This is a genomic window from uncultured Veillonella sp. (genome assembly GCF_963522475.1).
GTDB lineage: Bacteria > Bacillota > Negativicutes > Veillonellales > Veillonellaceae > Veillonella.
Genome location: NZ_CAUQYW010000004.1, coordinates 1 through 26,219, shown reverse-complemented (window position 1 = coordinate 26,219; position 26,219 = coordinate 1). Strand labels below are relative to the sequence as shown.

Annotated in this window: 25 protein-coding genes and 2 riboswitches; of the genes, 11 read left to right on the top strand and 14 right to left on the bottom strand. The window is 35.8% G+C overall.

Annotated features, from left to right (window positions below; all coding sequences use genetic code 11):
• Positions 1–32: 32 nt before the first annotated feature.
• The 5 genes from argR (at position 33) to dapA (ending at position 5,206) form a co-directional block, all read left to right on the top strand.
• On the top strand, positions 33–488 hold the full coding sequence (gene argR / locus RWP19_RS03340; RefSeq protein ID WP_295257636.1) for an arginine repressor: 456 nt from the start codon (positions 33–35) through the stop codon (positions 486–488).
• Between the two features lie 4 nt (positions 489–492).
• A complete protein-coding gene (recN, locus tag RWP19_RS03335) occupies positions 493–2,157 on the top strand; it encodes a DNA repair protein RecN (protein ID WP_314356462.1) in 1,665 nt (554 codons plus the stop codon).
• A 41-nt stretch (positions 2,158–2,198) separates the two neighbouring features.
• Positions 2,199–2,370, top strand: a riboswitch (Lysine riboswitch).
• 74 nt (positions 2,371–2,444) lie between these two features.
• The gene (gene dapB, locus RWP19_RS03330) at positions 2,445–3,242 is read left to right on the top strand and encodes a 4-hydroxy-tetrahydrodipicolinate reductase (protein ID WP_314356461.1); all 798 of its coding nucleotides are present in this window, start codon (positions 2,445–2,447) and stop codon (positions 3,240–3,242) included.
• 23 nt (positions 3,243–3,265) lie between these two features.
• Positions 3,266–4,297, top strand: a complete 1,032-nt coding sequence (locus tag RWP19_RS03325; protein WP_314356460.1) for an aspartate-semialdehyde dehydrogenase — start codon at positions 3,266–3,268, stop codon at positions 4,295–4,297.
• Positions 4,298–4,318: 21 nt separating this feature from the next.
• The gene (gene dapA / locus RWP19_RS03320; RefSeq protein ID WP_314356459.1) at positions 4,319–5,206 is read left to right on the top strand and encodes a 4-hydroxy-tetrahydrodipicolinate synthase; all 888 of its coding nucleotides are present in this window, start codon (positions 4,319–4,321) and stop codon (positions 5,204–5,206) included.
• 100 nt (positions 5,207–5,306) lie between these two features.
• On the opposite strand, the gene lexA is transcribed toward dapA, so the two are convergent.
• Positions 5,307–5,978, bottom strand: coding sequence for a transcriptional repressor LexA (gene lexA / locus RWP19_RS03315; protein WP_024065698.1), 672 nt, complete (start codon positions 5,976–5,978; stop codon positions 5,307–5,309).
• Positions 5,979–6,230: 252 nt separating this feature from the next.
• Here lexA and RWP19_RS03310 point away from each other — a divergent pair, with 252 nt between their 5' ends.
• A complete protein-coding gene (locus RWP19_RS03310) occupies positions 6,231–6,539 on the top strand; it encodes a LysM domain-containing protein (RefSeq protein WP_105094378.1) in 309 nt (102 codons plus the stop codon).
• A gap of 122 nt (positions 6,540–6,661) precedes the next feature.
• Here RWP19_RS03310 and RWP19_RS03305 read toward each other — a convergent pair whose 3' ends face one another.
• Positions 6,662–7,672, bottom strand: coding sequence for a site-specific integrase (locus tag RWP19_RS03305; RefSeq protein ID WP_314356458.1), 1,011 nt, complete (start codon positions 7,670–7,672; stop codon positions 6,662–6,664).
• Between the two features lie 107 nt (positions 7,673–7,779).
• Here RWP19_RS03305 and RWP19_RS03300 point away from each other — a divergent pair, with 107 nt between their 5' ends.
• From RWP19_RS03300 to RWP19_RS03290, 3 genes are all read left to right on the top strand, one after another.
• Entirely contained in the window at positions 7,780–9,099 is a 1,320-nt protein-coding gene (locus tag RWP19_RS03300; protein WP_314356457.1) for a VanW family protein, read from the top strand.
• 215 nt (positions 9,100–9,314) lie between these two features.
• Entirely contained in the window at positions 9,315–9,932 is a 618-nt protein-coding gene (locus RWP19_RS03295; protein WP_314356455.1) for a phosphatase PAP2 family protein, read from the top strand.
• 253 nt (positions 9,933–10,185) lie between these two features.
• Positions 10,186–10,335, top strand: a complete 150-nt coding sequence (locus RWP19_RS03290) for a hypothetical protein (protein ID WP_295257613.1) — start codon at positions 10,186–10,188, stop codon at positions 10,333–10,335.
• 106 nt (positions 10,336–10,441) lie between these two features.
• On the opposite strand, the gene RWP19_RS03285 is transcribed toward RWP19_RS03290, so the two are convergent.
• From RWP19_RS03285 to RWP19_RS03275, 3 genes are all read right to left on the bottom strand, one after another.
• A complete protein-coding gene (locus RWP19_RS03285) occupies positions 10,442–11,185 on the bottom strand; it encodes a DUF4241 domain-containing protein (RefSeq protein ID WP_314356454.1) in 744 nt (247 codons plus the stop codon).
• A gap of 1 nt (position 11,186) precedes the next feature.
• Positions 11,187–12,095, bottom strand: a complete 909-nt coding sequence (locus tag RWP19_RS03280; RefSeq protein ID WP_314356453.1) for an HAD family hydrolase — start codon at positions 12,093–12,095, stop codon at positions 11,187–11,189.
• A 147-nt stretch (positions 12,096–12,242) separates the two neighbouring features.
• Complete coding sequence (locus RWP19_RS03275) at positions 12,243–13,181, bottom strand: DUF1848 domain-containing protein (protein WP_314356452.1); 939 nt, start codon at positions 13,179–13,181, stop codon at positions 12,243–12,245.
• A gap of 145 nt (positions 13,182–13,326) precedes the next feature.
• Here RWP19_RS03275 and RWP19_RS03270 point away from each other — a divergent pair, with 145 nt between their 5' ends.
• A complete protein-coding gene (locus RWP19_RS03270; RefSeq protein ID WP_314356451.1) occupies positions 13,327–14,076 on the top strand; it encodes a class I SAM-dependent methyltransferase in 750 nt (249 codons plus the stop codon).
• Positions 14,077–14,249: 173 nt separating this feature from the next.
• Here RWP19_RS03270 and RWP19_RS03265 read toward each other — a convergent pair whose 3' ends face one another.
• From RWP19_RS03265 to ribD, 9 genes are all read right to left on the bottom strand, one after another.
• Entirely contained in the window at positions 14,250–15,539 is a 1,290-nt protein-coding gene (locus RWP19_RS03265) for an amidohydrolase (RefSeq protein ID WP_314356450.1), read from the bottom strand.
• A 138-nt stretch (positions 15,540–15,677) separates the two neighbouring features.
• Positions 15,678–16,922, bottom strand: coding sequence for an adenosylhomocysteinase (locus RWP19_RS03260; RefSeq protein ID WP_295289252.1), 1,245 nt, complete (start codon positions 16,920–16,922; stop codon positions 15,678–15,680).
• 222 nt (positions 16,923–17,144) lie between these two features.
• Complete coding sequence (gene mtnA, locus RWP19_RS03255; RefSeq protein WP_314356449.1) at positions 17,145–18,209, bottom strand: S-methyl-5-thioribose-1-phosphate isomerase; 1,065 nt, start codon at positions 18,207–18,209, stop codon at positions 17,145–17,147.
• Positions 18,210–18,253: 44 nt separating this feature from the next.
• Complete coding sequence (gene mtnP, locus RWP19_RS03250) at positions 18,254–19,048, bottom strand: S-methyl-5'-thioadenosine phosphorylase (protein WP_314356448.1); 795 nt, start codon at positions 19,046–19,048, stop codon at positions 18,254–18,256.
• Between the two features lie 108 nt (positions 19,049–19,156).
• Complete coding sequence (gene hslO / locus RWP19_RS03245; protein ID WP_314356447.1) at positions 19,157–20,035, bottom strand: Hsp33 family molecular chaperone HslO; 879 nt, start codon at positions 20,033–20,035, stop codon at positions 19,157–19,159.
• Between the two features lie 196 nt (positions 20,036–20,231).
• Positions 20,232–20,693 carry a 6,7-dimethyl-8-ribityllumazine synthase gene (ribE, locus tag RWP19_RS03240; RefSeq protein ID WP_295207914.1) on the bottom strand — a complete coding sequence of 154 codons (462 nt, stop codon included), beginning with the start codon at positions 20,691–20,693 and terminating at the stop codon, positions 20,232–20,234.
• A gap of 70 nt (positions 20,694–20,763) precedes the next feature.
• A complete protein-coding gene (locus RWP19_RS03235; protein WP_314356446.1) occupies positions 20,764–21,966 on the bottom strand; it encodes a bifunctional 3,4-dihydroxy-2-butanone-4-phosphate synthase/GTP cyclohydrolase II in 1,203 nt (400 codons plus the stop codon).
• 17 nt (positions 21,967–21,983) lie between these two features.
• Entirely contained in the window at positions 21,984–22,640 is a 657-nt protein-coding gene (locus RWP19_RS03230; RefSeq protein WP_314356445.1) for a riboflavin synthase, read from the bottom strand.
• Complete coding sequence (ribD, locus tag RWP19_RS03225; RefSeq protein ID WP_314356444.1) at positions 22,621–23,835, bottom strand: bifunctional diaminohydroxyphosphoribosylaminopyrimidine deaminase/5-amino-6-(5-phosphoribosylamino)uracil reductase RibD; 1,215 nt, start codon at positions 23,833–23,835, stop codon at positions 22,621–22,623. Before ribD ends, RWP19_RS03230 begins: the two co-directional genes overlap by 20 nt.
• 68 nt (positions 23,836–23,903) lie before the next feature.
• A riboswitch (FMN riboswitch) is annotated at positions 23,904–24,019 on the bottom strand.
• 255 nt (positions 24,020–24,274) lie between these two features.
• On the opposite strand from ribD, the gene poxB reads away from it, so the two are divergent.
• The gene (gene poxB / locus RWP19_RS03220; RefSeq protein WP_314356443.1) at positions 24,275–26,017 is read left to right on the top strand and encodes a ubiquinone-dependent pyruvate dehydrogenase; all 1,743 of its coding nucleotides are present in this window, start codon (positions 24,275–24,277) and stop codon (positions 26,015–26,017) included.
• Positions 26,018–26,219 lie beyond the last annotated feature (202 nt).

The window sequence follows — 26,219 nt, the reverse complement described above, 5'->3', positions numbered from 1 at the left end:
TTATGTGCAAGTTTTAAAAAAGGGAGTTTAAAATGAAACGCTATCGCTATAACAAAATTAAAGAAATCGTGCAGTCCAAGGCGATTGAAACTCAAGAGGAATTAGCAGCGGCCTTGTTAGAAGAAGGTATTGAAGTTACACAAGCTACAGTTTCTCGTGACATTAAGGAATTGATGCTAATCAAAATTCCTACAGGCGATGGACACTATCGATATGCATTATCTCCAGAAGAAAATGTAGTTTTATCTCGTAGTCGAATTAATCGATTATTTCAAGACTCTTTAATCAAGGTAGATCATAGCTTGAATCAAGTTGTATTACATACAATACCTGGATCTGCTCAATCTGTAGCATTTTCTATTGACCATGCTAAATGGTCTGAAATTATTGGCACATTAGCTGGTGATGACACAATTTTATTAATTGCAAAATCAGAAGCTGAAGTTCCATCAATTTTATCTAAAATTCAAGATTTAATGAAGGATTAAATATATGTTAACGCAAATGAGCATTCGCAACTTTGCGTTGATTGAGCAAATGAATATTTCATTCAATGATGGCATAACTATCTTTACCGGCGAAACTGGGGCAGGGAAATCCATATTAATGGATGCCTTTAGTATTCTTTTAGGAGAACGCGCAAGCAGCGAGTTCATTCGTCATGGTAAAGATAGTTTTGTTATAGATGGAATATTTGATATTGCTAATCACCAAAGTATACTAGAGCTTTTAGAATCTAAAAACATTATGATTGAAGAAGGCGAATTAATTCTTTCACGTTCATTTAATCGTAATGGTAAATCTACTATCTTAGCTAACGATCAACCTATACCATTAAAAGCATTAAAAGAAATTGGTCAACATTTAGCAGATATTCATGGTCAATATAGTAATCAACGTTTATTAGATGCAGATACACATCATGAGTATTTAGACACTTATAATAAAGAAGGCCAAGTAGCCTATAAGACTTATTTAGATGCTTATAAAATATATAAACAGGCAAAACAAGATGTAGATCATTTACAAGAAAATATGTCTGAACGTGCTCGAGAGCTTGATATGTTACGATACCAAATTGATGAGATTGAAGAAGCTGGTCTTACTCTTGGCGAAGATGTATCTGTTTCAGAAGAATTAAAACGTCTTGATAGTTTTGAACATATTGATAAGGTATTAGGTTCTTGCTATGACGCCTTCTATAATGGACGCCAACCATTACTAGATACTATTAACTCAATTAAGGTAGAGGTTAACGACCTTGTAAAATATGATGGTGAATTAAAAGAAGTATCTGAAATGGTAGATTCTGCCTATTTCCAATTGGAAGAAGCCGCACAATCACTAGATCGATATCGTGATACTATTAGCTGCGATGAAGAGCGATATAAATATTGCCAAGACCGCGACACATTACTTTATGGATTAAAGAAAAAATATGGAGAAACCATAGAAGAAATTTTAGCTTATGAAGAAAAGGCACAAAAGCGCTTAGAAGAACTAGAGGGACTTGTATTTGCACAAGATGAATTAGAAGAACGATTATCTAAAGCTAAAATGATTGCAGAAGAGGCTTTAAGAGTTTTACGTGAAATTCGTATCAAGAATAGAGAAGTTATTGCTACTGCATTACATCAAGAACTGATAGATTTAGGGATGTCTAAAGGAGACATTCAATTCTATATAGAGGATAGTGAAGAATTATCTCCTTTAGGAGCAAAATCTATTGAACTATTATTTTCTGCCAATAAAGGAGAACAGTTATTGCCTCTTCACAAGGTAGCCTCTGGTGGCGAATTAGCTCGTATTGCATTAGCATTCAAATCTGTCTTCCGTAGTGATACGTTCAAAACAATGGTATTTGATGAAATTGATGTTGGTATCAGTGGTGATATAGCATTAAAGGTAGCAGAAAAAATTCTACACTTATCTAAAACGAATCAAGTATTCTGTATCACTCATTTGCCTCAAACAGCAAGTATTGCAAAGCAACATTATCATTTAACTAAAATTGAGCAAGATGACCGTACAGTTTCAACATTATCGGTACTTAATAATGAAGAACGAGTTACACAAATTGCTTCTATGATGTCAGGTCGAGGCATGTCGTCTACGGCATTAGCAGCTGCAAAAGAACTAATTGACCATTTTAATTGACGAAAATCGTATAATTACTTATACTAATAGTATTAAGTAAATATGTTGATAGAGGTGCAAGTATAAAGAGTAATCATGAGGAGTCGGCATGCATTGATTCATGATAAAAGGGATACTTGCCGAAGTTCGATGATTGCGACTCATCGTTCTGGTTGTCTATTTAATAGATAGACGACTGTCATCAATTTAAATTGGTGGAGTGCTATCATTGATCTTTTAGTAACAGTTATAAGCTATATAAACTATAAGGCCAGTGGATGCATCCACTGGCTTTTTTGGAGGTATATATGATTCGAGTAATGGTAAATGGCGCTGGCGGCAAAATGGGTCGTGAAGTAGTCAAAGCAGTACATAATGATCTTGAATTAACATTAGTAGGTGGTATTGACCCAACTAAAGCAGGTGAAGATGTGGGCACCGTAGCAGGCATCGAACAATTGGGAATTACAATGAATGCCTCTATCGATGAGATACTAGATACAAATAAACCAGATGTAATTGTAGATTTCACAAATCCTGCAGTCATCTATGAAAATGCAAAAAAAATGTTATCTGCAGGTATTCATGTAGTTATTGGCACTACAGGTTTAACTGCGGAACAACGTGACGAATTAGATGCTATTGGTCGCCAAAATGATGCAAACTGCCTTGTAGCACCTAATTTCTCGCTTGGTGCAGTTATGATGATGAAGGTTTCTGCAGAACTAGCACCATATTTCCCTAATGTAGAGATTATTGAACTACATCATAACCATAAATACGATGCTCCGTCTGGTACATCTATTTTAACGGCTAAATTAATCAACGAAGCTAAACAAGCGGCGAATGTAACGCCTGATGAAGATTTGACTCGTGAAAGTTTACCAGGTGCTCGTGGCGCTAAGGTTGATAACGTAACAATCCACAGCGTTCGTTTACCTGGTTACGTAGCTCACCAAGAAGTACTATTTGGTGGCTATGATGAAACGTTAACAATTCGTCACGATAGTTTAAGCCGACTTTCCTTTATGCCGGGTGTAGTATTAGCATGTAAAAAAATTAGTGCTAAAACTGGTTTAACTTACGGCTTAGAGCATTATTTATAATATTAGAGCAAGGAGATATAGTAATGAAAAAACCTAATGTTGCAATTCTTGGTGCTACTGGTGCAGTAGGTGCAGAATTTATTACACTTATTGAAGAGCGTAATTTCCCATATGACAATTTAAAATTGTTGGCATCTGCTCGTTCTGCAGGTACTGAACTTACAGTGAATGGAAAAACGTATGTAGTAGAGGAAGCAAAACCAGAATCCTTTGAAAATATTGATATCGCTTTATTTGCAGGTGGTTCTATTTCTAAAACATTAGCACCAGAAGCCGCTAAACGTGGTGCAATTGTTATCGATAACTCTAGTGCATTCCGTATGGATCCTGAAGTACCTCTTGTTGTGCCAGAAGTAAATCCAGAAGATATCTTAAAACATAAAGGTATTATTGCTAACCCAAATTGTTCTACTATTATTATGAGCTTAGGTTTAAAACCACTACATGATATTTCCCCAATTAAACGCATCGTTGTAAGTACATATCAAGCAGTATCTGGTGCTGGTAAAGAGGGTATTGAAGAACTTGAAAACCAAGTAAAACAATATACTGCTGGCAAAGAAATGACTGCAAACTTATTGCCAACAGGTTCTGCGCCTAAACATTATCCTATAGCATTTAACTTATTGCCACAAATCGATGTGTTCTTGGACAATGATTACACAAAAGAAGAAATGAAAATGGTAAATGAAACACAAAAAATTCTTCACGATGACACAATTCAAGTAGTACCAACTACTATACGTGTTCCTGTGTATCGTTCCCACTCCGAATCTGTTTTAGTAGAAACAGCGGAACCGGTTTCTGTAGAAGCTTTTAAAGTAGCTTGTGAAAAATTCCCTGGTTTACAAGTGAAAGATAATCCTGCAGAACAACTTTATCCTATGCCTTTATATACATCTAATCAAAACGACTGTGAAATCGGCCGTATTCGTAAAGACTTATATAACGACAAAGGTATGAATTTCTGGATTGTAGGGGATCAAATTCGTAAAGGTGCCGCACTTAATGCGTTGCAAATTGCTGAGTACTTGGTAGAAAAACAAGCATTTTAATCTATCAAGGGGAGGACAGATATGAAAACCTTTGGTCGAGTATTAACGGCTATGATTACATCATTTAATAATGATGGATCCTTAAACATAGAAAATAGTGTAGCTATTGCAAATTATCTATTAGATAATGGCTCCGATGGCCTCGTTGTATGCGGAACAACAGGTGAAAACCCATCTATGTCTAAAGAGGATAAATTAGCACTATTTACAGCTATTGCTAAAGAATGTGGTCATAAAGGTTCTATTATTGCTAATGTAGGTTCAAATGACACAACATCCTCTGTAGAATTTGTGAAAGAAGTATCTAAAATTGATGGAATTGATGGTTTATTGGTTGTAGTACCATACTACAATAAACCAAATCAACAAGGCCAATACTTACATTTTAAAGCCATTGCAGAGGCTACGACACTGCCAATCATGGTTTATAATGTACCAAGCCGTGTAGGAACAGGTATTTTCCCAACAACATTAGCGCAATTACATAATGAGTATCCTCACATATGTGCAATTAAAGAGGCCAGTGGTAATCTTATGATTGCATCTGAAATCAAACGTTTAATGCCTGAGGACGACTTCATGGTGTATAGTGGAGATGATGGTCTTACATTACCAATGTTATCTGTTGGTGCATGTGGTGTAGTATCCGTAGTATCCCATGTAGCAGGAAACGATATGAATGCTATGATTCAAGCCTATGAATCTGGCAATAATCACGAAGCACTTCGTATTCATCAAAGCTTAGCGGATATCATAAAAGCTATGTTTATCACTACAAATCCAATACCTGTTAAATATGCAGCCCGTAAAATAGGTTTACCTGCTGGTGCATTCAATTTACCGATGTGTGACCCTAGTGCCGAAGAAGCCGCATATATTGATAAAGCGTTAACAGAATATGTAAAATAAAATAAAAATAAAAGCAGGAGCTATTTAATGTAGCTTCTGTTTTTTTTACAAGTCTTAAGTATAATAAAAAAACGGCAACCATAAGTTGCCGTTTTTTTTTCTATATTCTGTCTCGTACAAGACCAATGACAAGACCTTCAATATGACAGTCATCTACAATAATAGGATCAAAATTATCATTTTCTGGTTGTAAACGAATATGTCCATTTTCTTTATAAAAACGTTTTACTGTTGCTTCGTCATCAATACGAGCAACCACAACATCACCATTATTAGCTGTATTTTGATGACGTACTATTAGCATATCACCTTCATACATACCAATATTCATCATAGATTCGCCTTGAACGCGTAGTAAGAAGCAGTCAGAATCACCAGTTAGTTGAACAGGTAATGTAAGAGTAGATTCTAAATTTTCTACCGCTGTAATAGGCATACCTGCTTGTACAGTACCAATAAGAGGAACTTGTTTTAAACCAGCACCTAAGAACTCAAAATTATCAGAACTTGATGTTTCATTACCATCTACAGAAATAGAAGGTTTTGTATCCTCTAGTACTGTAATAGCGCGATTTTTATTAGGATCCCGTTTAATATAACCAAACTTTTCAAGAGCATTCAAATGAGATTGCACAGTAGATGTAGAACTGAGTCCTACATGGGTACAGATTTCACGAACTGTAGGACAGCGATATTCATTATGTAATGAATCCTTAATAAAGTCTAATATACGGCGCTGTTTGGTATTTATATCTGTAGCAGGGCGTCTCACGATGAACCTCCATAGTCAATGTAACATCAAAATAATATCAATATATATGCGAAAAAAATTACTCATTTTGTACTATATAATAAAAACATAAGATAATTACTAATCTTATATATCTATTATAGGCAATTTTAAAAGTTTTTGCAAACATTTGTTCTAAAACACTTGACCGAACATTCGTTCGTGTGCTAATATAAGAATGTAAACAAACAAATGTTCTCAGATATTATGTTCGATATAAATGTGAGGTATGAGATGAAAAATATATTGATGATGGTAGGAATGTGCTTAACAATCTTGTTCGGCTATAATATGACAAATCCTGTAACAGCTACAAATACACATGCAGTACGTGAAGTAAAGGTACAAGCAGGCGACACTATGTGGGATATTGCAGCTCGTACAGCTCATAAAGATATGGATGTTCGAGAAATGGTATATGCTATGAAAGAACTCAACAACATCAGTGATTCTGGTACACTTGTACCTGGTACAGTATTAAAGGTACCAGCACATAATTCTGATAGTCCAGTTAGAGCTTTGGACTATGTGGCTCAAAACTAAATATATATGGGTGTAACCCACACGAAAAAGCAGCTACTCAATAGAGATAGCTGCTTTTTGTTATCTAATATATGTTATTATACGATTTATAGATATTATCTTAATCAAATGATCTATAATTATCATCTAAATCGTTTTTCAAAGATTGTTGAAATAGGATTATCGACAAACTTGTTCGCTTCATTAATATAACGACGAACCATGTTAACACTATGATGACGTGTTTGTCTCATAATATTACGTTCTTCTACACCATAAGCTGCGGCAGTCGTTGCAAAGCCATGACGCAAACTATGGGCTCCATACATAGATGGATCAAGACCGATAAGAGAAATATATTTCTTTACAATTTCAGCAATCATCTTATCGGATATAGCTGTTTTACGAAGTGACATATTTTTAGTAAAACCTCTAAATACAGGCCCTTTAGTAATGCCAGATGCTCGTAACCATTGTTGTAAGGCCTGTACAGAATCGAGAGGGGAATCAGGTATATGAGGGATAGCTACCACAGCACCTTGACCTTCTTGGTCTGCTTTTGAGGATGGTACAAAGATTTCAACACCTTGTGGAGAAAACTGTAGATGTTCTACTGTAATAGCTGCAATTTCACTACGACGAAAAGCACCCATAAAACCAATTAAAAGAATGGCCTTATCTCGTAATAACTGTAATTCGGGTACATCTAGTTTAGTCATACAATCTAGAATATCTTCAATATCCTCTAATAGTACTGGTGTTTTACCTTGTTGAAATGTACCTTTTAAACGTCTAATCCCTCGTAACGCTTGTTTTACGATTGGTGCCATACATGGATTATCCCGATGGCCAGAAGCATTATAATTCTCCGATATAGCGCTAATACGACGAGAGATTGTATTTGCCTTAGCATAATCAGCAAGATCATTAATATAATTCACAATTGTTTCTGGTGTAGCAGGAAAATAAGCTACCTTTTGATAAGTGCACCAATCTACAAAATCGTCCCAATCCGATTCGTAAGCATCCACAGTATTTTCAGCTTTAGATAACAATATGCTTTGTTTTGCTTTCATAGACAACTTTGTACTATTCATAAGCACATCATTGTTGCGCAAATAAAAATGTTTGTGTTGTTCTTTCGACTCTGACATAATCCATCCTTACCTCTAAAAATATCAATATAATTGTACCATAGATTGTAATCTTATATGCTATAATTAGAGAATATAATGACTAATTTATGAGAGTTTATAATACGATGAATAAGAAACATATAATATTAGGGACTATGCTTGTCCTCCTGAGTACGAGCGGTTGTTCATACATTCCAACAGAAAATATTTCCTATGGTGTATATTACAATGATACCGATTTATCTAATACACCTAAGAATGAACTACAAGGTCGCTTACAAGAGTTAAATAGTAAGATCCCTCAAACTGTATCTATCGATCTAGGAAATAATAAAAAGCAACAGGCATCTTATTATGATTTAGGAATTCAAGTTGATACAGAGGCTATAGTAAAAGAAATTTCTTCTTATGGATATGAAGAAGATTGGTGGACACTTCTTTTACATAGATTCCATGGATTCTATTATGGACAACACTTTACACCACAATATAAGCTTGATGAAGTAAAAGGTAAAACCTATCTTAGTGAATTAGCTAAAACAATTGATACACCAGGTCATGACGCATACCTTACGATTGAAAATGGACAAGTTGTATTACATCCTGCAAAAGAAGGTAAGCGTATCGATATAGATGCGACTTTAAAAAAATTAAAAGATGATTTACAAGCCGGTGATAATATTAATTCACTATCCATGGTATTTACTACTCAAAATACTATAAAAGTTACTGATGCTGATTTAAAACCATTAAATACAGTATTAGCATCTTTCACTACTGAATATAATCCAGATAATGAAAGCAGAACCCATAATATTCAATTAGCTTCTGATAAAATAAATGGTACCCTAATTAAACCGGGTGCACAATTCTCCTTTAACGATGTTGTAGGTGAACGTACTGCAGAGGCAGGCTATGATGATGCACCTGTTATGATTGATGGCAAACTAGTGCCTGGTATTGGCGGTGGCATTTGCCAAGTAAGTTCTACCATATTTAATACAGCTTTATTATCGGGTATGAATATCATCGAGCGTACACCTCATTTTGAGCCAGTAGGATATATTCAAGCTGGTCGTGATGCTACAGTAGCTTGGGGCTATTTAGATTTTAAGTTTAGAAACCCTTACCAACAATCTATTTATATCCTTAGCGTTATGAATAATGGCACTTTAACTATTTATATTATTGGTACAGCCCAAGATAAGCCTAAAAATGTATCTATTTCAGTTGGTGATCGCAGTGAGATACCAAATAAAACAATTACACGCATAGATTCATCATTAAAGCAAAAAGAAATACAAGAAGGGCATGTGGGATTAACAATGAACACATATAGAACCATAACATATGGTAACTGGGTTACACAAACTGATTCCTTTGAATCTGTATATGATCCTGTAGATACGATTATAACAATGCCGACAGAGTCTTCTAGTAAATAAAACAAAGAAATAAAAAACATAATTAAAGATTTTATTAAATATAGCCTAAACTATTGACCATGAGGTCTAAATAGTTTAGGCTATTATTTGGATGTAAATGAGAAAAAGATATATACATGATATAAAGTATATAAAATCCAATAATAAAAGGATTAAAATATCACTGCTCATTTATTCTCAATAATTATCATTTAATGAAATTAAAAGAGGAAGCTATGGACACAATCTTACAATTTGATCACTCTTTAATATTCTATGTACATGACCACCTTGTATATAGTTTTTTAACACCTATTATGGCATTTATTTCAAAAATTACTGGCAGCGGTGCCTTATGGATTATAATTGCCTTGTTATTGATGTTACAGAAAAAATATCGTGTATTAGGCGTAGCTATAATAATTGCATTAGGATTTGTATTAATCATCGGTGACCAAGGTTTAAAACCACATGTAGCTAGATTAAGACCTTTTGTAGATTTTCCTAATGTAACAGTACCATTAGAGTCTGCATTACCAAAAGCAAGTAGTTATTCATTCCCATCAGGCCATAGCTTTGGTTCATTTGCGTCAGCAATGACTATTTACCTAGGCTTAAGTCAAATAGCGCCTCAGAAGCGATATTTAGGAATTATAGCATTACTTGGGTCATTAGTAGTAGCATTTTCTAGAGTATATCTATTTGTACATTATCCAACAGATGTATTAACAGGCTTAGTATTGGGAATCATCATAGGCTTCATTGCATGGAAACTTGCAAGAGTTGGATGGAACTGGTGGACTAATCGCCATAATGATGTAGAATACGAACCATATACATTTAAACGTAAGTAAGCTGAATAGACTAAAAAAATAGAAAACATAAGGAATTGGGCCATTTAGGCCCAATTTTTATTATATAATTACTTCCGATAATATATCGTTATCGGAAGTAATGAATTACAAACTATAGTTTTACTATTATAGATATATTTGTAGAATTATTATTATTTAATTTTAAATACATATTGAAATTTTTGATATAACGTTGTAAAATAAGCATATAAATTATGTAATTTACTCATATTAACTCTCACGGAGGTATTATATGTGCTGGTGTGATATCGTAAGTAAAGCCAAAATTGGTAGTTTAAAACATTTAGGTAATGGCATGGAAGGTTCTTTAAGATTCTTAGCAGAATTTATTGTAGGTCTCAGTATCCTTCGTGTATTCGTAAATTGGATTTTTGGTATTTAAACCTATAAAATAAATAATGTCATAGAAAAAGACGCTTAGTATGTAAGCGTCTTTTTCTATATATTAAGTTTATTCTAAGATTCTCTACAAATTTTACTTGATCTTACTATTGATATGCTTCGCTGCAATCAATATATTCCATGATAAGTTGGCAGATATGACCGTCTTTATCAAATGCCCAATATACAGGATATAAACCATCACCAAAGCCGGATTGAATCATAGGTACTGTTAATTCAGTATCAGGAATAGTAAGATTAATCCAATCTCCTTTAGAACGTTGATATTGTGGATATGCTAATGCGTTTAATTGGAATAAATCACTATAGTAATCATCATAAATATTTTTATCAGGATAGTTTGTATGCCATTGATCGTAGAATTTTCTGTACTCTTCAATTGTTTCAGCATCAACTACTGTAGCAAGTCCAGAGTCTACAGGGAATCCAATGTAGCTTTCACCATCATCAAGATCTGTTAAATCTTCTGTACCTTTTAATGCTAATTCATAGTTCACTGGCTCATTACCATTAAAAACAACACGGCTTGCTACATAACGGTATTCATTAGGTTCCATTTCAATGATTTTTGTTTCCAACAAGTATGTACCTGGTTCTACCGTTCTGATATATGTATCTGGTTTATTAGGTAGCGTTACCAAAGGGTCACAGCATGTAATACGGCCTGTTGGGAATGTTACAGTCCACATAGGCAATGTATGCAATGGGAATCCTTTTAGTTCTTTACGGTTAAATAAATCATGATACGGTACGGTAGGTTTTAATTTGCCTTCAGATCCTAAACGATTAAACGCTTGAATCCATTCACTTGTTAATTTAGATTGATCCATATTACTCCTCTGCTTCGTGTTTACAATGTATATACTCACCTTCTAAGACTTCATAGGCTGCGGTTTTACGAATAATTTGTTTAACTAATGTATCTAACTTTGAACCATTTGAATAATCTGCAGGTGCATAGTAACGTATGCGGTGATGACGCATCATCTTATACACCTTATCTTTATCCTTCTTAACAGGATCATAAACACCTATAGAATGACCGCCATTAGCATTAACCAAGCTCATGCAAGGAATATCTGTATCACTATCCCCAATATATATCATATTGCGGAATGGTACACGTTGATCTTCAGGCTTAACATAATCATTAACACCTGTGTCATTGATATCTAAAATTCCTTTTTGAATACGGAATAAAAATTGTGTTTTATTTGTATAGTTAATGGCTTGTGCAGGCCATACTGCTACGCCTTTGTCGTCGAACATGAATGCACTGGCATAGATTTTGGTGAAAGCTCCCTTTTTCGCCATTTCAGTACCTTCTATCATCTCTTTTAAACCAGAAGATATGATGTAATGTTCAATGCGTACACCGTGTTCTAAACCATATTCACGAATACGCTCAAACCAAGTGCGAACACCTTCATATAGTTCCACTTGATTCCCATATTCCATAAGCTTTTCTCGAGTTACATAAAAACGACCAACTGCTTCTTGAATCATCTTGTACATATAAGCCAAGTTATTATCCATATCATTTTTCTTTGCTAGCTGATTAGATTCTTGCCAGAACTGTTTAATTTGCTCTTCATCATAGCCAACAGATTGGATAAAGCCTTGTGCCTGCATATCATCAGGTGTTAATGTCTTATCAAAATCATAACACATAGCAAGAACTGGCATAGATGATTCTAGTGATTGTAATGAATCTTTACTTTCACTCTTATAGGTGATCATACTCCACCTCCTTGTAATAATAAAACAATACAAAAAATAGTCTTTACACCCTCTTATATTCCTGAGATGTCCCTTTGACAACCCCTTTTGTCTATATTTTACACGATACGTCAACGCTATAGGAGTAAAAGCAGGTCATAATTCTCCTTAAAATAAAGAACCTTGTGTGTAATTTGTATCTACAATCCAGCTTTTTTCCGCACTTTCTATAATAATTGCTGTTTTTGAAAGCTGGCCAATAAGTAAACTAGATTTAGGGTCATGTAACAAACGGTTGTGCTGTACGGCAGCCTGATTTGTATTAGCATAACAATAACGACAAAAATGGCTACAAGTATCATAGGCACCTATATCACCATGTAAATAACAATTACACTCCGGTCTAGCTGGTGTACGTTTAGGGGCTTTTAACTTAACGTTCCACGCACGTTCATAACAGTCTAGCGTAAGACAACCTTCCGTATTAACACCTAATTCTTTGAAAACGTCCCCTTCTCCACAGGTTTTAAGTATCATATGATGAGAATGAGCTATAGATACTAATTCTTTAATAATCTTCGTTTGAATATCTAAACTCGGTCTATAACCTTCGGGAAAGTTCTGAGCTACCTTATCAAATATATCTATGAAACTGACAACTACGGTATCTGTATATCCTTCGAGGGCTTTAGCCATTTTATAAAAGCTTTCTAAGTGAAAATCAACTGTATAGTTGTGGGTTAAAATAATAGGATCATAACGCCACACCATGGACTGAGGATTACGTTTTGTAGATATTTGCTTAAATCCATCTATTACTAGATCCACTTGTGGTACATTAGGCTCTATATCTACTCCATATGGAGTTATAGTCATATGCCAATACTGTCTATAATCATTTATTTCATGTAAGAGCGGAATAAAAGGCAACGGATTCTTTGTACAAAAAGCAATACCATCTACCACATTATGATTAATGGGATACCGTATTATCTGCATCGGATTATACGGGTTCCGTACATCTACAAATCCTTGACGAACGCGGTTAATTAACCATTGCCCATAAAAGGCAGGAATATCTGTACGCTGTCCCGTCTGTAAAATCATCGTCCTGCCCTTTCATAAAACAAAAATATAGATGTATTATATCATATCCAATAGTAATTATTATGGAGTACTGTGATTTTTGTAGTATGGTGAATTCTCATTTTATGATACTATAGGAAGGTATAAAAATGAGGAGAACTAAAAAATGAACGATATATTTGAAAAAAATCATCCTATGATAGATGATAAAGAATTTATTACATCTTATTGGAGTGATCGAGCACATGATTTTGGTGCTTTACGTGCAAAAGAATTAGAAAGTCCTAAACTTAAGCTTTGGCGCGATGAGTTAATGAGCCATATCTTTGACTCTAACCGATCTCTACGGATTTTAGATATTGGCTGTGGCGCTGGATTTTTCAGTATCATTCTCTCTGAATTAGGCCATACAGTACATGGTATTGATATTACCCCAAATATGATTGATGAAGCTAACCAACTGGCCGAATCACTAAATTCTGATGCTACATTTTCTGTGATGGATGCAGAAAATCTTAACTTTGATACTAATACCTTTGATATCGTTGTGGCACGCAATGTAACATGGAATTTACCTCATCCTGATAAAGCCTACGCCGAATGGCTACGTGTCATCCGTCCTGGCGGATTAATTCTAAACTATGATGCGGAACATGCACGCAATCATCATAATTTACCACAATCTGTACATCATGCACATGAACACGTTAGTAATGAATTAAAAGAACGTTGTCATACAATATACCATATGCTAGAAATTTCATCCTATACACGCCCTCAATGGGATAAGGAGTTACTCACTAAAATGGGTGCTAGTTCAGTATCTATAGATCCTACAGTAGGTCCTCGCATTTATAATGAGGAAGATGAATTCTATATTCCTGTACCTATGTTTTTGGTAAAAGCTATAAAATAATTAGAAAATTAATAGTTGTAATATAATAAAAGTAAGTCTATATAAAGAAAAAACCACTCTATGAAATCTCATGAGTGGTTTTCTTTGTATGCTAATCACTATATTAGCTCATATATAATTTATTAGTAGCCTATAAATAATTTAATAGTTATGAATATATTAATTACTAAATATTAGATACTAAAATATTCTTGAGCTTTCGTCATTTCAGCGTGAAGTTTTTCTTCGTCAATTGTAAGCAATTCTTTATCTTTCATAAGAACTTTACCGCCTACAATTGTAGTATTAGCATCAGAGCTATTACCAGAATATACAAGAGCAGCTAAATCGTTGTAACGAGGCATCCAGTGCATACCAGATACATCATATAAAACGATATCTGCGCGATACCCTTTTGCTAAAACACCAAGGTCTGTATAGCCTAATGCTTTTGCACCTTCTACAGTGCCCATATTCCAAGCTGCTTGTGCAGGAATGGCTTTAGGATCGTAGAGACGTGCCTTATGTAATGTAGCAGCAAGGCGAACTTCTTCTAACATATCTGCATTATTATTAGATGCGGAGCCATCTGTACCAAGACCTACTATAATACCTTTGGCAATCATTTCAGGCACTGGTGCAATACCACTTGCTAATTTGAGGTTAGATTGCGGATTATGTGCTACAGCTACATTGTTTTCAGCCATAATGTCCATATCTTCATCTGTAACATGAACACAGTGAGCCGCTAAAGTAGTATTCCAGAATAGGCCTAAATCATGCATATGAGCGATTGGTGTTTTTCCAGTAGCCTTTATAACATTTTCCACTTCCCCTTTTGTTTCAGACAAGTGCATATGAATGCCACAATTTAGTTCATGAGATAAAGCAATAACCTTTTCCATGTACGTATCTGGGCAAGTATATGGTGCATGTGGTCCAAGTAATACCTTAATACGGTCATTATCATATCCATTCCAAGTACGGAATAAATCAGCATTTTCAACTAATGCTTGATCTGCTGTAGGAGATACACCTGCTAAGCCACGAGATAAAACAGAACGAATACCAGTTTCTTTTACTACCTCAGCAGTTGTATTCATAAAGAAGTACATATCACTAAATGTAGTAGTCCCAGTACGTAACATCTCAGCAATACCAAGTTGTGTGCCATAACGTACATATTCATCATTAAGCTTTGCCTCAGTTGGCCAGATGGCGGTTTCAAGCCAGTCCATAAGTTCAAGATCATCTGCATAATTTCTAAATAGGCCCATCGCAATGTGAGTGTGTGTATTAACAAGACCTGGCGCCGCTAATTGTCCTTTACCATCTAGAACTTCTTTAGCAGAAGCTTTAGCCTTTTCTACTTCTCTATCATTTAAAATAGATGTAATATAGCCATTCTCGATTTCAATGGCATGATTTTTAAAAACGCCCTCATTAGTTAAGACGTCTACATTAGTAATTAATAAATCAGACATAGTCTTTCCTCATAGGTATAACCGAGCCATAATAGCTCGGTTATATTGATTAAAGTAGAAAACTAATAAATTTTAAATATAGTTGTTAATAGAAATCTATTAGATTTCTATTAAATTTAGATGTAAATTGATTTGAAATTAGTTTACTTTTGTTAAATAATCGATTTGTTCTTGTGTTAAAGAATCTAAGTCGTAACCCATGGAGTTCAATTTAAGTTTCGCAATTTCTGCATCTAATTCATGAGGTAATACATATACCTTAGGGTCCATATCTTTACCATTATGTAAAATATGTTCTGCAGCAAGTGCTTGCATAGCAAATGACAAGTCCATAATTTCTGCAGGATGACCATCGCCAGCGGCAAGGTTAACAAGACGACCTTCAGCTAATACATAAAGTTTACGACCATCTGCCATAGTATAACCTTCGATGTTTTGACGAACACGTTCGTGACTTACAGCAAGCTCGGTAAGATCTGCAACATTAACTTCGCAATCAAAGTGACCAGCATTACATAAGATAGCTTTATCTTTCATTACTTCATAATGTTCTTTTACAATTACATCTTTACAACCTGTAACAGTACAGAAGATATCCCCTACTTTAGCAGCTTCAATCATAGGTAATACTTTGAAACCATCGAATACTGCTTCAATCGCTTTAATAGGATCTACTTCTGTTACATATACATGAGCACCAAGGCCTTTTGCACGCATAGCAACACCTTTACCACACCAACCATAACCAGCAACAACTACGTTTTTACCTGTTACAGTTAAGTTTGTAGTACGCATGATACCATCCCAAACAGATTGGCCTGTACCATAACGGTTATCAAAGAGGTATTTGCAGTAGGAATCATTTACTGCAATCATAGGGAATGTCAATTGTTTAGCGTTTTCTAATGCATATAGACGATGTACACCTGTTGTAGTTTCTTCACTACCACCTAACAAGCGTTCTTTAGCATCTTGACGCGTTGTGTGCAACAAGTTTACCAAGTCACCACCATCATCGATAATAATGTGTGGTTTATGATCAAGAGCCTTGTTAAGGAAATTAAAATATTCTTCCTCAGTACAATCATACCAAGCATATACAGTTAGTCCCATATCAACGAGACCTGCTGCAACATCATCTTGTGTAGACAATGGATTAGAACCTGTTACGATAACATCTGCACCACCACGTTTTAATACAGTAGCTAAATATGCTGTTTTTGCCTCCAAGTGAACACTAACAACAATTGTTTGACCTTTGAAAGTTTGTTCTGCTTCAAAACGGTCGCCCAATGTATTTAATGTAGGCATAAAGTTAGAAACCCAATCAATTTTCTTACGGCCTTCAGCGGCTAAATTAATATCTTTAATTAAAGATTCCATAATAACTCCTTTTACTCATACAAATATAAACAAGAAAATAAATATTTAATAGTCAATCCACTTGGATGTATAGATACTACATAATTTAATTGTTATTGTTATCTTTATCTTTATCTTTATCTTTATCTTTATCATTATTAAACTATATTGATAGTAAATTATATAGATACTATATTACTTAAATAACGATATAGTTAATAATCTACATTTTTGAGAAGCTAGTTATTTAGATTCTATGATCTGACGTAGCTTATGAATAGACTCTTCATAGTTTGGTTTTAAAACACCTTCTTCAGTAATAATAGCAGTAACGAGCTCATGTGGTGTCACATCGAAAGCTGGGTTGAGTACATCAATACCATTAGGTGCTGTTTGTACACCATATAAAGATGTTACCTCATAATCATCGCGCATTTCAATTGGAATATCACTGCCATTTTCTAAAGTAAAGTCAAATGTACTATATGGTGCCGCCACATAGAATGGAATATTATGAAATTTAGCTAACACAGCCACACCATAAGTACCGATTTTATTGGCTACATCACCTTTAGTAGTGATGCGGTCTGCACCGACAATAACAGCATCAATGAGACCATGTTGCATCGCATAAGCAGCCATATTATCTGTTTCCAAGGTTACAGGTATGCCATCCTCATGCAATTCAAATGCTGTAAGACGCGCGCCTTGCAATAATGGTCGTGTTTCATCTGCATAAACTCGTTCCAATTGACCATTTTCATGAAGCTTGCGGACAACGCCAAGTGCTGTACCTAAACCACCTGTAGCGAGTGCGCCAGCATTGCAATGAGTTAGAATCCTAATATTCTTTTGGCCTTCAAATAATGTGGCCCCGGCTTCTGCCATGCGACGATTTAAATAAACATCTTCTTTATGAATAATAATGGCCTCTTTTGTAATCAGGTCTACTACTTCTCTCATAGAGGACATACTTTCAACATGATATTTTACAAGCAAAATAACACGATCCACCGCCCAAGCTAAGTTGATTGCTGTTGGACGAGTTTCCTTTAGAGTTTCACTAAATTCATATAAGCTTATAAGTTGTTCACTAAACGGAGCATCTAAATTCCCTGCCTCCATGGCAGCTAAAATTAGACCGTAAGCTGCAGCTACGCCAATAGCAGGTGCCCCACGCACTCGAAGCATTTTAATAGCCTCCGCTACTTGTCGCCAATCCGTACAGTAAACATAAGTAATTTCAGTAGGCAATTTAGTTTGATCTAATAGTACCAACGTATCTTTACGCCATTCTATATTACTCATACCTTCTCCTTCAATGGACTATTGTAGTATTTCGAATGAATAGATTATAGTTTAAAACCACCATATTCTTTCATACGATTATGAGCGTCATAATGAGCATCTACATCGATTACATCAATAGCACCTAAAATAAGAGATTTAAGTTGAGCCGCCATATTACCCATCATTTCTACAACTTCACTATGTGTCAACGCAGATTCAGAAATACCTGCTGCAAAGTTAGTAATCATAGAAATAGTAGCATATGCCATCTCAGCTTCATTAGCTAGATTAACTTCAGGTACATTAGTCATACCTACGGTATCCCCACCGAGCATATGGAACATTTTAATTTCCGCCGGTGTTTCAAAACGAGGCCCTTCGGTACATACATAAGTACCGCCATTATGAATAGTAAGACCTTGTTCTATACCAACCTTTTGAAGAATATCACGCAATTCAGGGCAGTAAGGATTTGTTACATCAAGATGTGCCACTGGACGGTCACCACCTTCATAGAATGTAGTAATGCGGTTTTTAGTGAAATCTAAAAACTGATCAGTCAAAACGAAGTGACCAGGTTTAAAGTTTTCATTTAAAGAACCTACCGCAGTCGTAGAGATAATAAATGTAACACCTAATTTTTTAAGCCCCCAAATATTAGCACGATAGTTAATTTTATGTGGAGGAATTGTGTGATCTTTGCCGTGACGAGCAACAAAGATTACCGTTTTTCCATGGTATGTACCTTGTACATAATCTATTTCACCATATGGTGTCATTAAGGATTCTTCATGAATATTTTCAAAGATGGACGGATCATATACACCTGTACCACCAATTACGCCAATTGCACTCATTGTGACCTCCTATTATTAATAACTCTATCTTTTATTCTCTCACATAATAGAGAAACAGGCTATAGGAAAAACCTAATAGCCTGTATTTTTTTACATATTATACAATTATTATTGAATAGGACCTTTTGGAGCAAACATATCCTGTAACTCTTCACGTGTGAAATGATACTTTTCATTACAGTAATGGCATACAAGCTCTGTCACTTCATCTTCCAAAATAGCCTGTTTATCTTCTTCTCTTAATGTCATAAGTACGGCACCGAAACGATCGCGACCACAACGACATTGGAAGTGAATTGGCTCATTATATACTTCATTAACTGTTAAGCCATCAAGAACTCGTTCCATGAGGCCTTTACCATCTGGATGAGCTTTTAAATATTCTGTAACAGGACCAAGTTCATTAATATTCTTTTCTACTTGTGCTAATGCTTCGTCTGTAGCATCTGGCAAAGCTTGTACGATAAAACCACCTGCTACAACTGTATGATAATCTGGGTCTACTAATACACCTAAGCTAATAGTAGAAGGTACTTGTTCAGAAGCATATAAATAATAAGCCAAATCCTCAGCTACTTCACCACTTTGAATTGGACTTGTAGAGGTATAATCTTGTGCTAATTGAGTAAACCGAGTAATTTGTACTTCACCATTATGACCAACAGCAGCACCTACATCAAGCTTACCAGCTCGTTTTAAAGGTACATCTACATGTGGTTCATCCACATAGCCACGAACCGTATTATCAGAAAAGGCATCTACGTGAACTACGCCTAGAGGGCCATCACCTTTTATGCGTAAACTTACATTTTCATGATTTTTAAAATCACCAGCTAGTAGAATAGCCCCTGTCATGGCACGACCTAAAGCAGCCGTTGCAACAGGCCATAAATCATGACGTACACGAGCCGTTTCAACAGTATCGGTTGTTACTGCTAAAGACATACGCACCCCTTCTCGGGTAGTAAAACGTTTTATATAATCCATTCTATCATTCCTTATTTCTACTTAATGTTTAAAACTGTACTTATAAGTGCTTATATAGTATATCATGTCAAAGAATTACATTTCAAATTATAAAGAATATATGTTCGCCTAGCTTATTTCAAATGTAAAGGAACATATTTTCGATATTATAAAAACACTCAGCACCATAAGATACTGAGTGTTTTTAATAGCCTTCTTAGAATTGATCAATAAGGTTAACCATTTCGATAGCGCCCATAGCACAATCATAGCCTTTATTACCAGCTTTAGTACCAGCACGTTCAATAGCTTGTTCAATATTTTCAGTTGTTACTACACCGAACATAACAGGAACACCAGTTTCTAAGGAAACATGGGCAATACCTTTAGCAACTTCATTACATACATAGTCATAATGAGTTGTAGCACCACGAATAACAGCACCAACGCAGATAACCGCATCGAAACGACCAGATGAAGCAGCTTTTTTTGCAATCAATGGAATTTCATAAGCACCTGGTACCCAGATAACAGTGATATCCTCTTCTTTTACATCGTGACGCAATAAACAATCTTCAGCGCCGCCGATTAGTTTAGATGTAATGAACTCGTTAAAACGAGAACCAATTATAGCAAATTTTTTACCAGTACCTAATAAGTTACCTTCTTGAACCTTCATTATATTGACCTCCTATATTCCTGATTAGGAAATGTGTTCGTATTATCAAATGATATTTAAATTGAACTAATTAGTCTTCTAACATATGCCCCATTTTTTCTTCTTTTGTTTTTAAGTATCCTGCATTAAATTTATTGGCTGGAATAATGAGTGGTACGCGACTAGTCACATCAATCCCCCAATGTTGTAAACCGTGACGTTTATCAGGATTATTCGTTAACAAACGAACGCTCTTTATACCTAAGAAACGAATAATTTGAGCAGCCAAGGAATATTCGCGCATATCTGCAGGGAATCCTAATTGTTCATTAGCCTCTACAGTATCTAAACCTTGCTCTTGTAAAGCATAGGCTTTGATTTTATTTGTTAAACCAATACCACGGCCTTCTTGACGCATATACACTACAACGCCTTTGCCTTCTTTTTCGATGGCACGCAACGCATGATCTAATTGCTCACCACAGTCACAACGTTTAGAGCCGAATACATCGCCAGTCAAACATTCAGAGTGAATACGTACAAGAACATCATCACAGTTTTGTACATCACCTTTAACAATAGCTAAATGTTCTTTATGATCTAAATCATTTTTAAATACAAAGATATTAAAGTCACCAAATTTAGTAGGTAGTTTAGAACAAGCACCGAGTTCTACCATATCTTCATGTTGTTTACGGTATTCAATAAGTTCCGCTACAGACGCAATTTTAAGATTGTGTTCTTTAGCGAATTGTAGTAAATCTGGCAGACGAGCCATATCGCCATCATCTTTTGTAATTTCACAAATAACAGCTGCCTCTTGTAAGCCTGCTAAACGACAAAGGTCAATAGATGCTTCCGTATGACCTTGACGAACAAGTACGCCACCTTCTTTATATACTAGAGGGAATACGTGACCCGGACGACGGAAGTCTTCTGGTTTAGCATTAGGATCTATTAATTTTTGAATTGTATAAGCACGTTCTGCTGGAGATACGCCTGTTGTAGTATCTACATGGTCAACAGTAACGGTGAAAGCAGTTTCATGGTTATCTGTATTTTTGGCAACCATTGCAGGAATGCCAAGCTTTTCTAAAGCTTCACGACGCATTGGGGTACATACGATACCGCGTGCATATTTAACCATAAAATTAATATTTTCTTGTGTAGCAAACTCTGCAGCGATGATAAGATCGCCTTCGTTTTCACGACTTTCATCATCAACAATAATAACAGGTTTACCAGCTTTAAGGTCTTGTAAGACCTCTTCAATAGAATGCAATTGTTCGCTCATAGGAACGCTCCTTACTTTTATATAAATCCATTCTCTACTAAGAGGGATTGCATAGATTTCTTAGGTTTGTCTTCGGTAGGTTCACTACCGAGATTCATAAAATGACGAATGTATCGACCAGCAATATCCGTTTCTAAATTAACCTCTGTACCAATATGGGAAGAGCCTAAAATAGTTTCTCCCAAGGTATGAGGAATAATAGATACTGAAAAACTGCTGTCTGTTCGTCGCATAATTGTGAGGCTAATACCATCGATCGTAATGGAGCCCTTATAAATAACATAATCCATAACAGATTTTGGGGCCTCTACGGTAAAGATAATGGCATTATCCGTTTGTTCGCGATTAATAATGCGGCCCGTCCCATCTACGTGACCTGCCACAATATGACCACCAAATCTACCGTTAGCAAGCATAGCTCGCTCCAAATTGACCGGTTGATGAACTTTCAAATTTGTAAAAGTAGTCATCTTAATAGATTCTGGCATTACATCTGCGGTAAATACGCCATTACCAATTGTGGTGGCCGTCAAGCACACACCGTTAACAGCTACGGAGTCACCAATTTTTAAATCGCTAAATATTTTATTCCCCCGAATTGTAATAGCCAAGGATTTAGGGCCCTTTTTAATGCTCTCTACACGGCCGATTTCTTCAACGATTCCCGTGAACATAAGCGCCCCTCCTTCCTTGACGATACGCTTCGATACGAATGTTATTATCTAATACTTTAGTTTTTGTAAAAGTTAACTGTGGAGAAGATTCTAAACTTTCAAAGCCACGACCACCTACAGCAGGTGTAGCCTCTGTTCCACCGATTATTGTATTACCAATATAGGTAACTACCTTATCAAAGTTCAATGTTTCTACAAATGAACTTATAATGGCAGAGCCACCTTCAACTAACACTGAAGTATAACCAAAATCGCCCAACTTCATAAGAATATCATCAATAGATAGTTTTTTAATATCTATTACGATATCTGTACTTTTACTTTTACGAGTAGCAACTGATTCGACAACGGTTACAAGAGCACCGGCTTGTTCTAGTGCCTGTATCCGTTCATTAGGACAACCTTTCGATACAAATATATGTACCTTGCGAGTATCTACTTCAAATACATGACTAGTCGTAGGTGTTCTACCTAGACTATCTAAGATGATTACATCAGGCTGATGAACATGAATCGGTTCATCAAGTATACTTGTATCTAATAAAGCCTCTGATAATTCAGTATCAGTTAAACGACAGTTTAATTGAGGATTATCGGCCAGAATTGTACCAATGCCAACGAGCATGGCATCATGAGTAGCACGCAGTATATGTCCATCTCGGCGGGAGGACTCATTCGTAATCCATTGAGATTGACCAGTAAAAGTGGCAATCTTACCATCAAGGGACATAGCACTTTTAATAGTTACAAAAGGTTTACCCGTTTGGATATAGGTAAAGAAATGCTCATTTAGTTCAGCACATTCCTCACTACATACGGGACAAACAACCTCTATGCCTGCTTCACGGAGTAAATCCAGACCCTTTCCAGATACAAGTGGATTAGGATCTGTACTCCCTACAACGACCTTAGCTATGCCAGCCTCGATAATACGCAGCGCACAAGGTGGAGTTTTACCATAATGAGAGCATGGCTCTAAGGTTACATATAAAGTAGCACCTTTAGCATTACCACCAGCTTGGTTTAAGGCATGAACCTCAGCATGAGCTGTACCAGCCTTATGATGATAACCTTCACCGATTATTGTATTGTCTTTAACCACCACGGCACCAACCAAAGGATTTGGCGAAGTGTGACCCGTGGCCAATTTTGCCAGTGCAATGGCGCGTTTCATATATGCTACGTCATCCACCATATCACCTCAATAAAAAAAGGACTATGTACATAGTCCTTGGGTAATCATAATTGCGCACAACAAATGTGCCTCGTCTTTTCTCATCCAGACTGTACTGTCGGTATCGGAATTGCACCGATTCATACCTAAAAGGTTCGCGGACTATACCGCCGGTAAGGAATTTCACCTGTCCCCAAAGACTTATCTATTTTCTTTATGAATTAATAGTAACACTTTTATTAGGGTTATGCAAGAATAAGAGTTTTGTATTAAGAAAGAATATCAAATAAATAGTTGTGAAAATATATGCCTTACCACCTTTTTATAAATAATTATAAACGATGTATACAATATTTAGTGATTTATATCACATAAATACACTAAAAATAGGTCTAGTATATTTTATATGGTTTTGAGAACCATATTTTATTGATATTAATTATTGAATAAAGGTGATAATATGGCAAAAAAACGAATTTCTGATGTACTTATAGAAGTCTTAGCCAATGCAGGTATCGAACGCATTTATGGTATCACTGGCGATAGTTTAAATTCTGTAAACGATAGTTTACGTCGTAATGGTAAGATTGCTTTTGAACATGTTCGACATGAAGAAACAGCAGCCTTTGCTGCAGGTGCAGAAGCATCCTTAACTCATAAATTAACTGTATGTGCTGGTAGCTCTGGCCCTGGTAACTTACACTTAATCAATGGTCTATTCGATTGCCATCGCAATCGTGTTCCAGTATTGGCAATTGCTTCTCATATTCCTCAATCTGAAGTAGGCTTAAATTACTTTCAAGAAACACATCCAGAAAACTTGTTTAAAGAATGTTCTTGTTTCTGTGAACTTGTGTCCAATCCTAAACAAATGCCTGAAATCCTATTCCGTGCTATGAATGCAGCAGTTGGTAATCAAGATGTTGCTGTTATCGTTCTTCCAGGTGACGTGGCTGTTATGGAAATGGAGATTGACGAATTACCTGTTTGGAATCAACCACGTTTACCTCATATCATTCCTCAACGCGATGATATCGAAGAAATGGCTGCTCATTTAGAAACCGGTAAACGCATTACCCTCTTCTGTGGTGCAGGCTGTGAAGGTGCTCATGACGAAGTAGTAGAGTTAGCAAAACGCTTACAAGCTCCTGTAGTACATGCCTTTAGAGGTAAAGAATGGGTTGAATGGGATAACCCATATGATGTAGGTATGACTGGTCTATTAGGCTATACATCCGGTTATCGTGCTATTGAACAATGCGACACACTTGTAATGCTTGGTACAGACTTTCCTTACCGTCCTTTCTATCCTGAAAATGCTAAGGTAATTCAAGTTGACAGAGATCCTAGTGCACTAGGTCGTCGTGTTCCTCTTACACAAGGCATCATTGGTACAGTAAAAGACACATTAAAAGAATTATTACCTTTAATTGCTCAACGTGGTGATACTGAATTTATTGATACTGTACGTAAAGCGTATGCTAAATTTAGAAGCGATTTAGATAGCTATGCAGTAGCAGAACCAGATGGTGTTGCAATTCACCCTCAATACTTTGTAAATCGTCTTAATAAATTAGCTTCCGAAGATGCAATCTTTACTTTTGACGTAGGTACTCCAGTTATTTGGACTGCTCGTCACTTAAAAACAAATGGTAAACGCCGCATCTTGGGTTCCTATAACCATGGCTCCATGGCTAATGCTATGATGCATGCTATTGGAGCTCAAAATGCATGTCCAAACCGTCAAGTCATCTCCCTCTCCGGTGATGGTGGTTTCACAATGATGATGGGCGAAATGTTAACATTAAAACAACTTAACTTGCCAGTCAAAATCTTTGTATTCAACAACGAGGAACTTAGCTTCATCGCTATGGAAATGAAAGCATCTGGCTACTTAGACTATGCTACAGACTTTGTAAATCCAGACTTTGGTAAACTTGCAGAAGCTGCTGGTATTAAAGGTGTAAGCATTCAAAACTCTAGCGAAATAGACGAAAAAATTATGGAAGCTCTCAACCATAATGGTCCTGTTATCGTTAATGTTCACGTAGATAAACAAGAACTTGCTATGCCTCCAAAAATTGCTTACCAACAAGCTAAAGGCTTCAGTAAATACTTGATTAATGCAATCCTTGATGGCCGTGGTACAGAACTTAAAGAAATGGCCAAAACAAACTGGATGAAATATAAATCCTTATACTAATATTTTCAAATTTACAAAATCTGCCAAATTAAATAAACTGCAAAACTTTCAAAAAGAGGAGTCATCGAGTGATGACTCCTCTTTTATCTATGTACGCCGAATAGGCATGACTAATCCCCCAGTTAAACTGGGGGTCGGCAAAAATTCTTAGAGAAAAGGAAAGAACCTCCTAGTGATAAAATGAAGTTGGTCTGGCAACCAC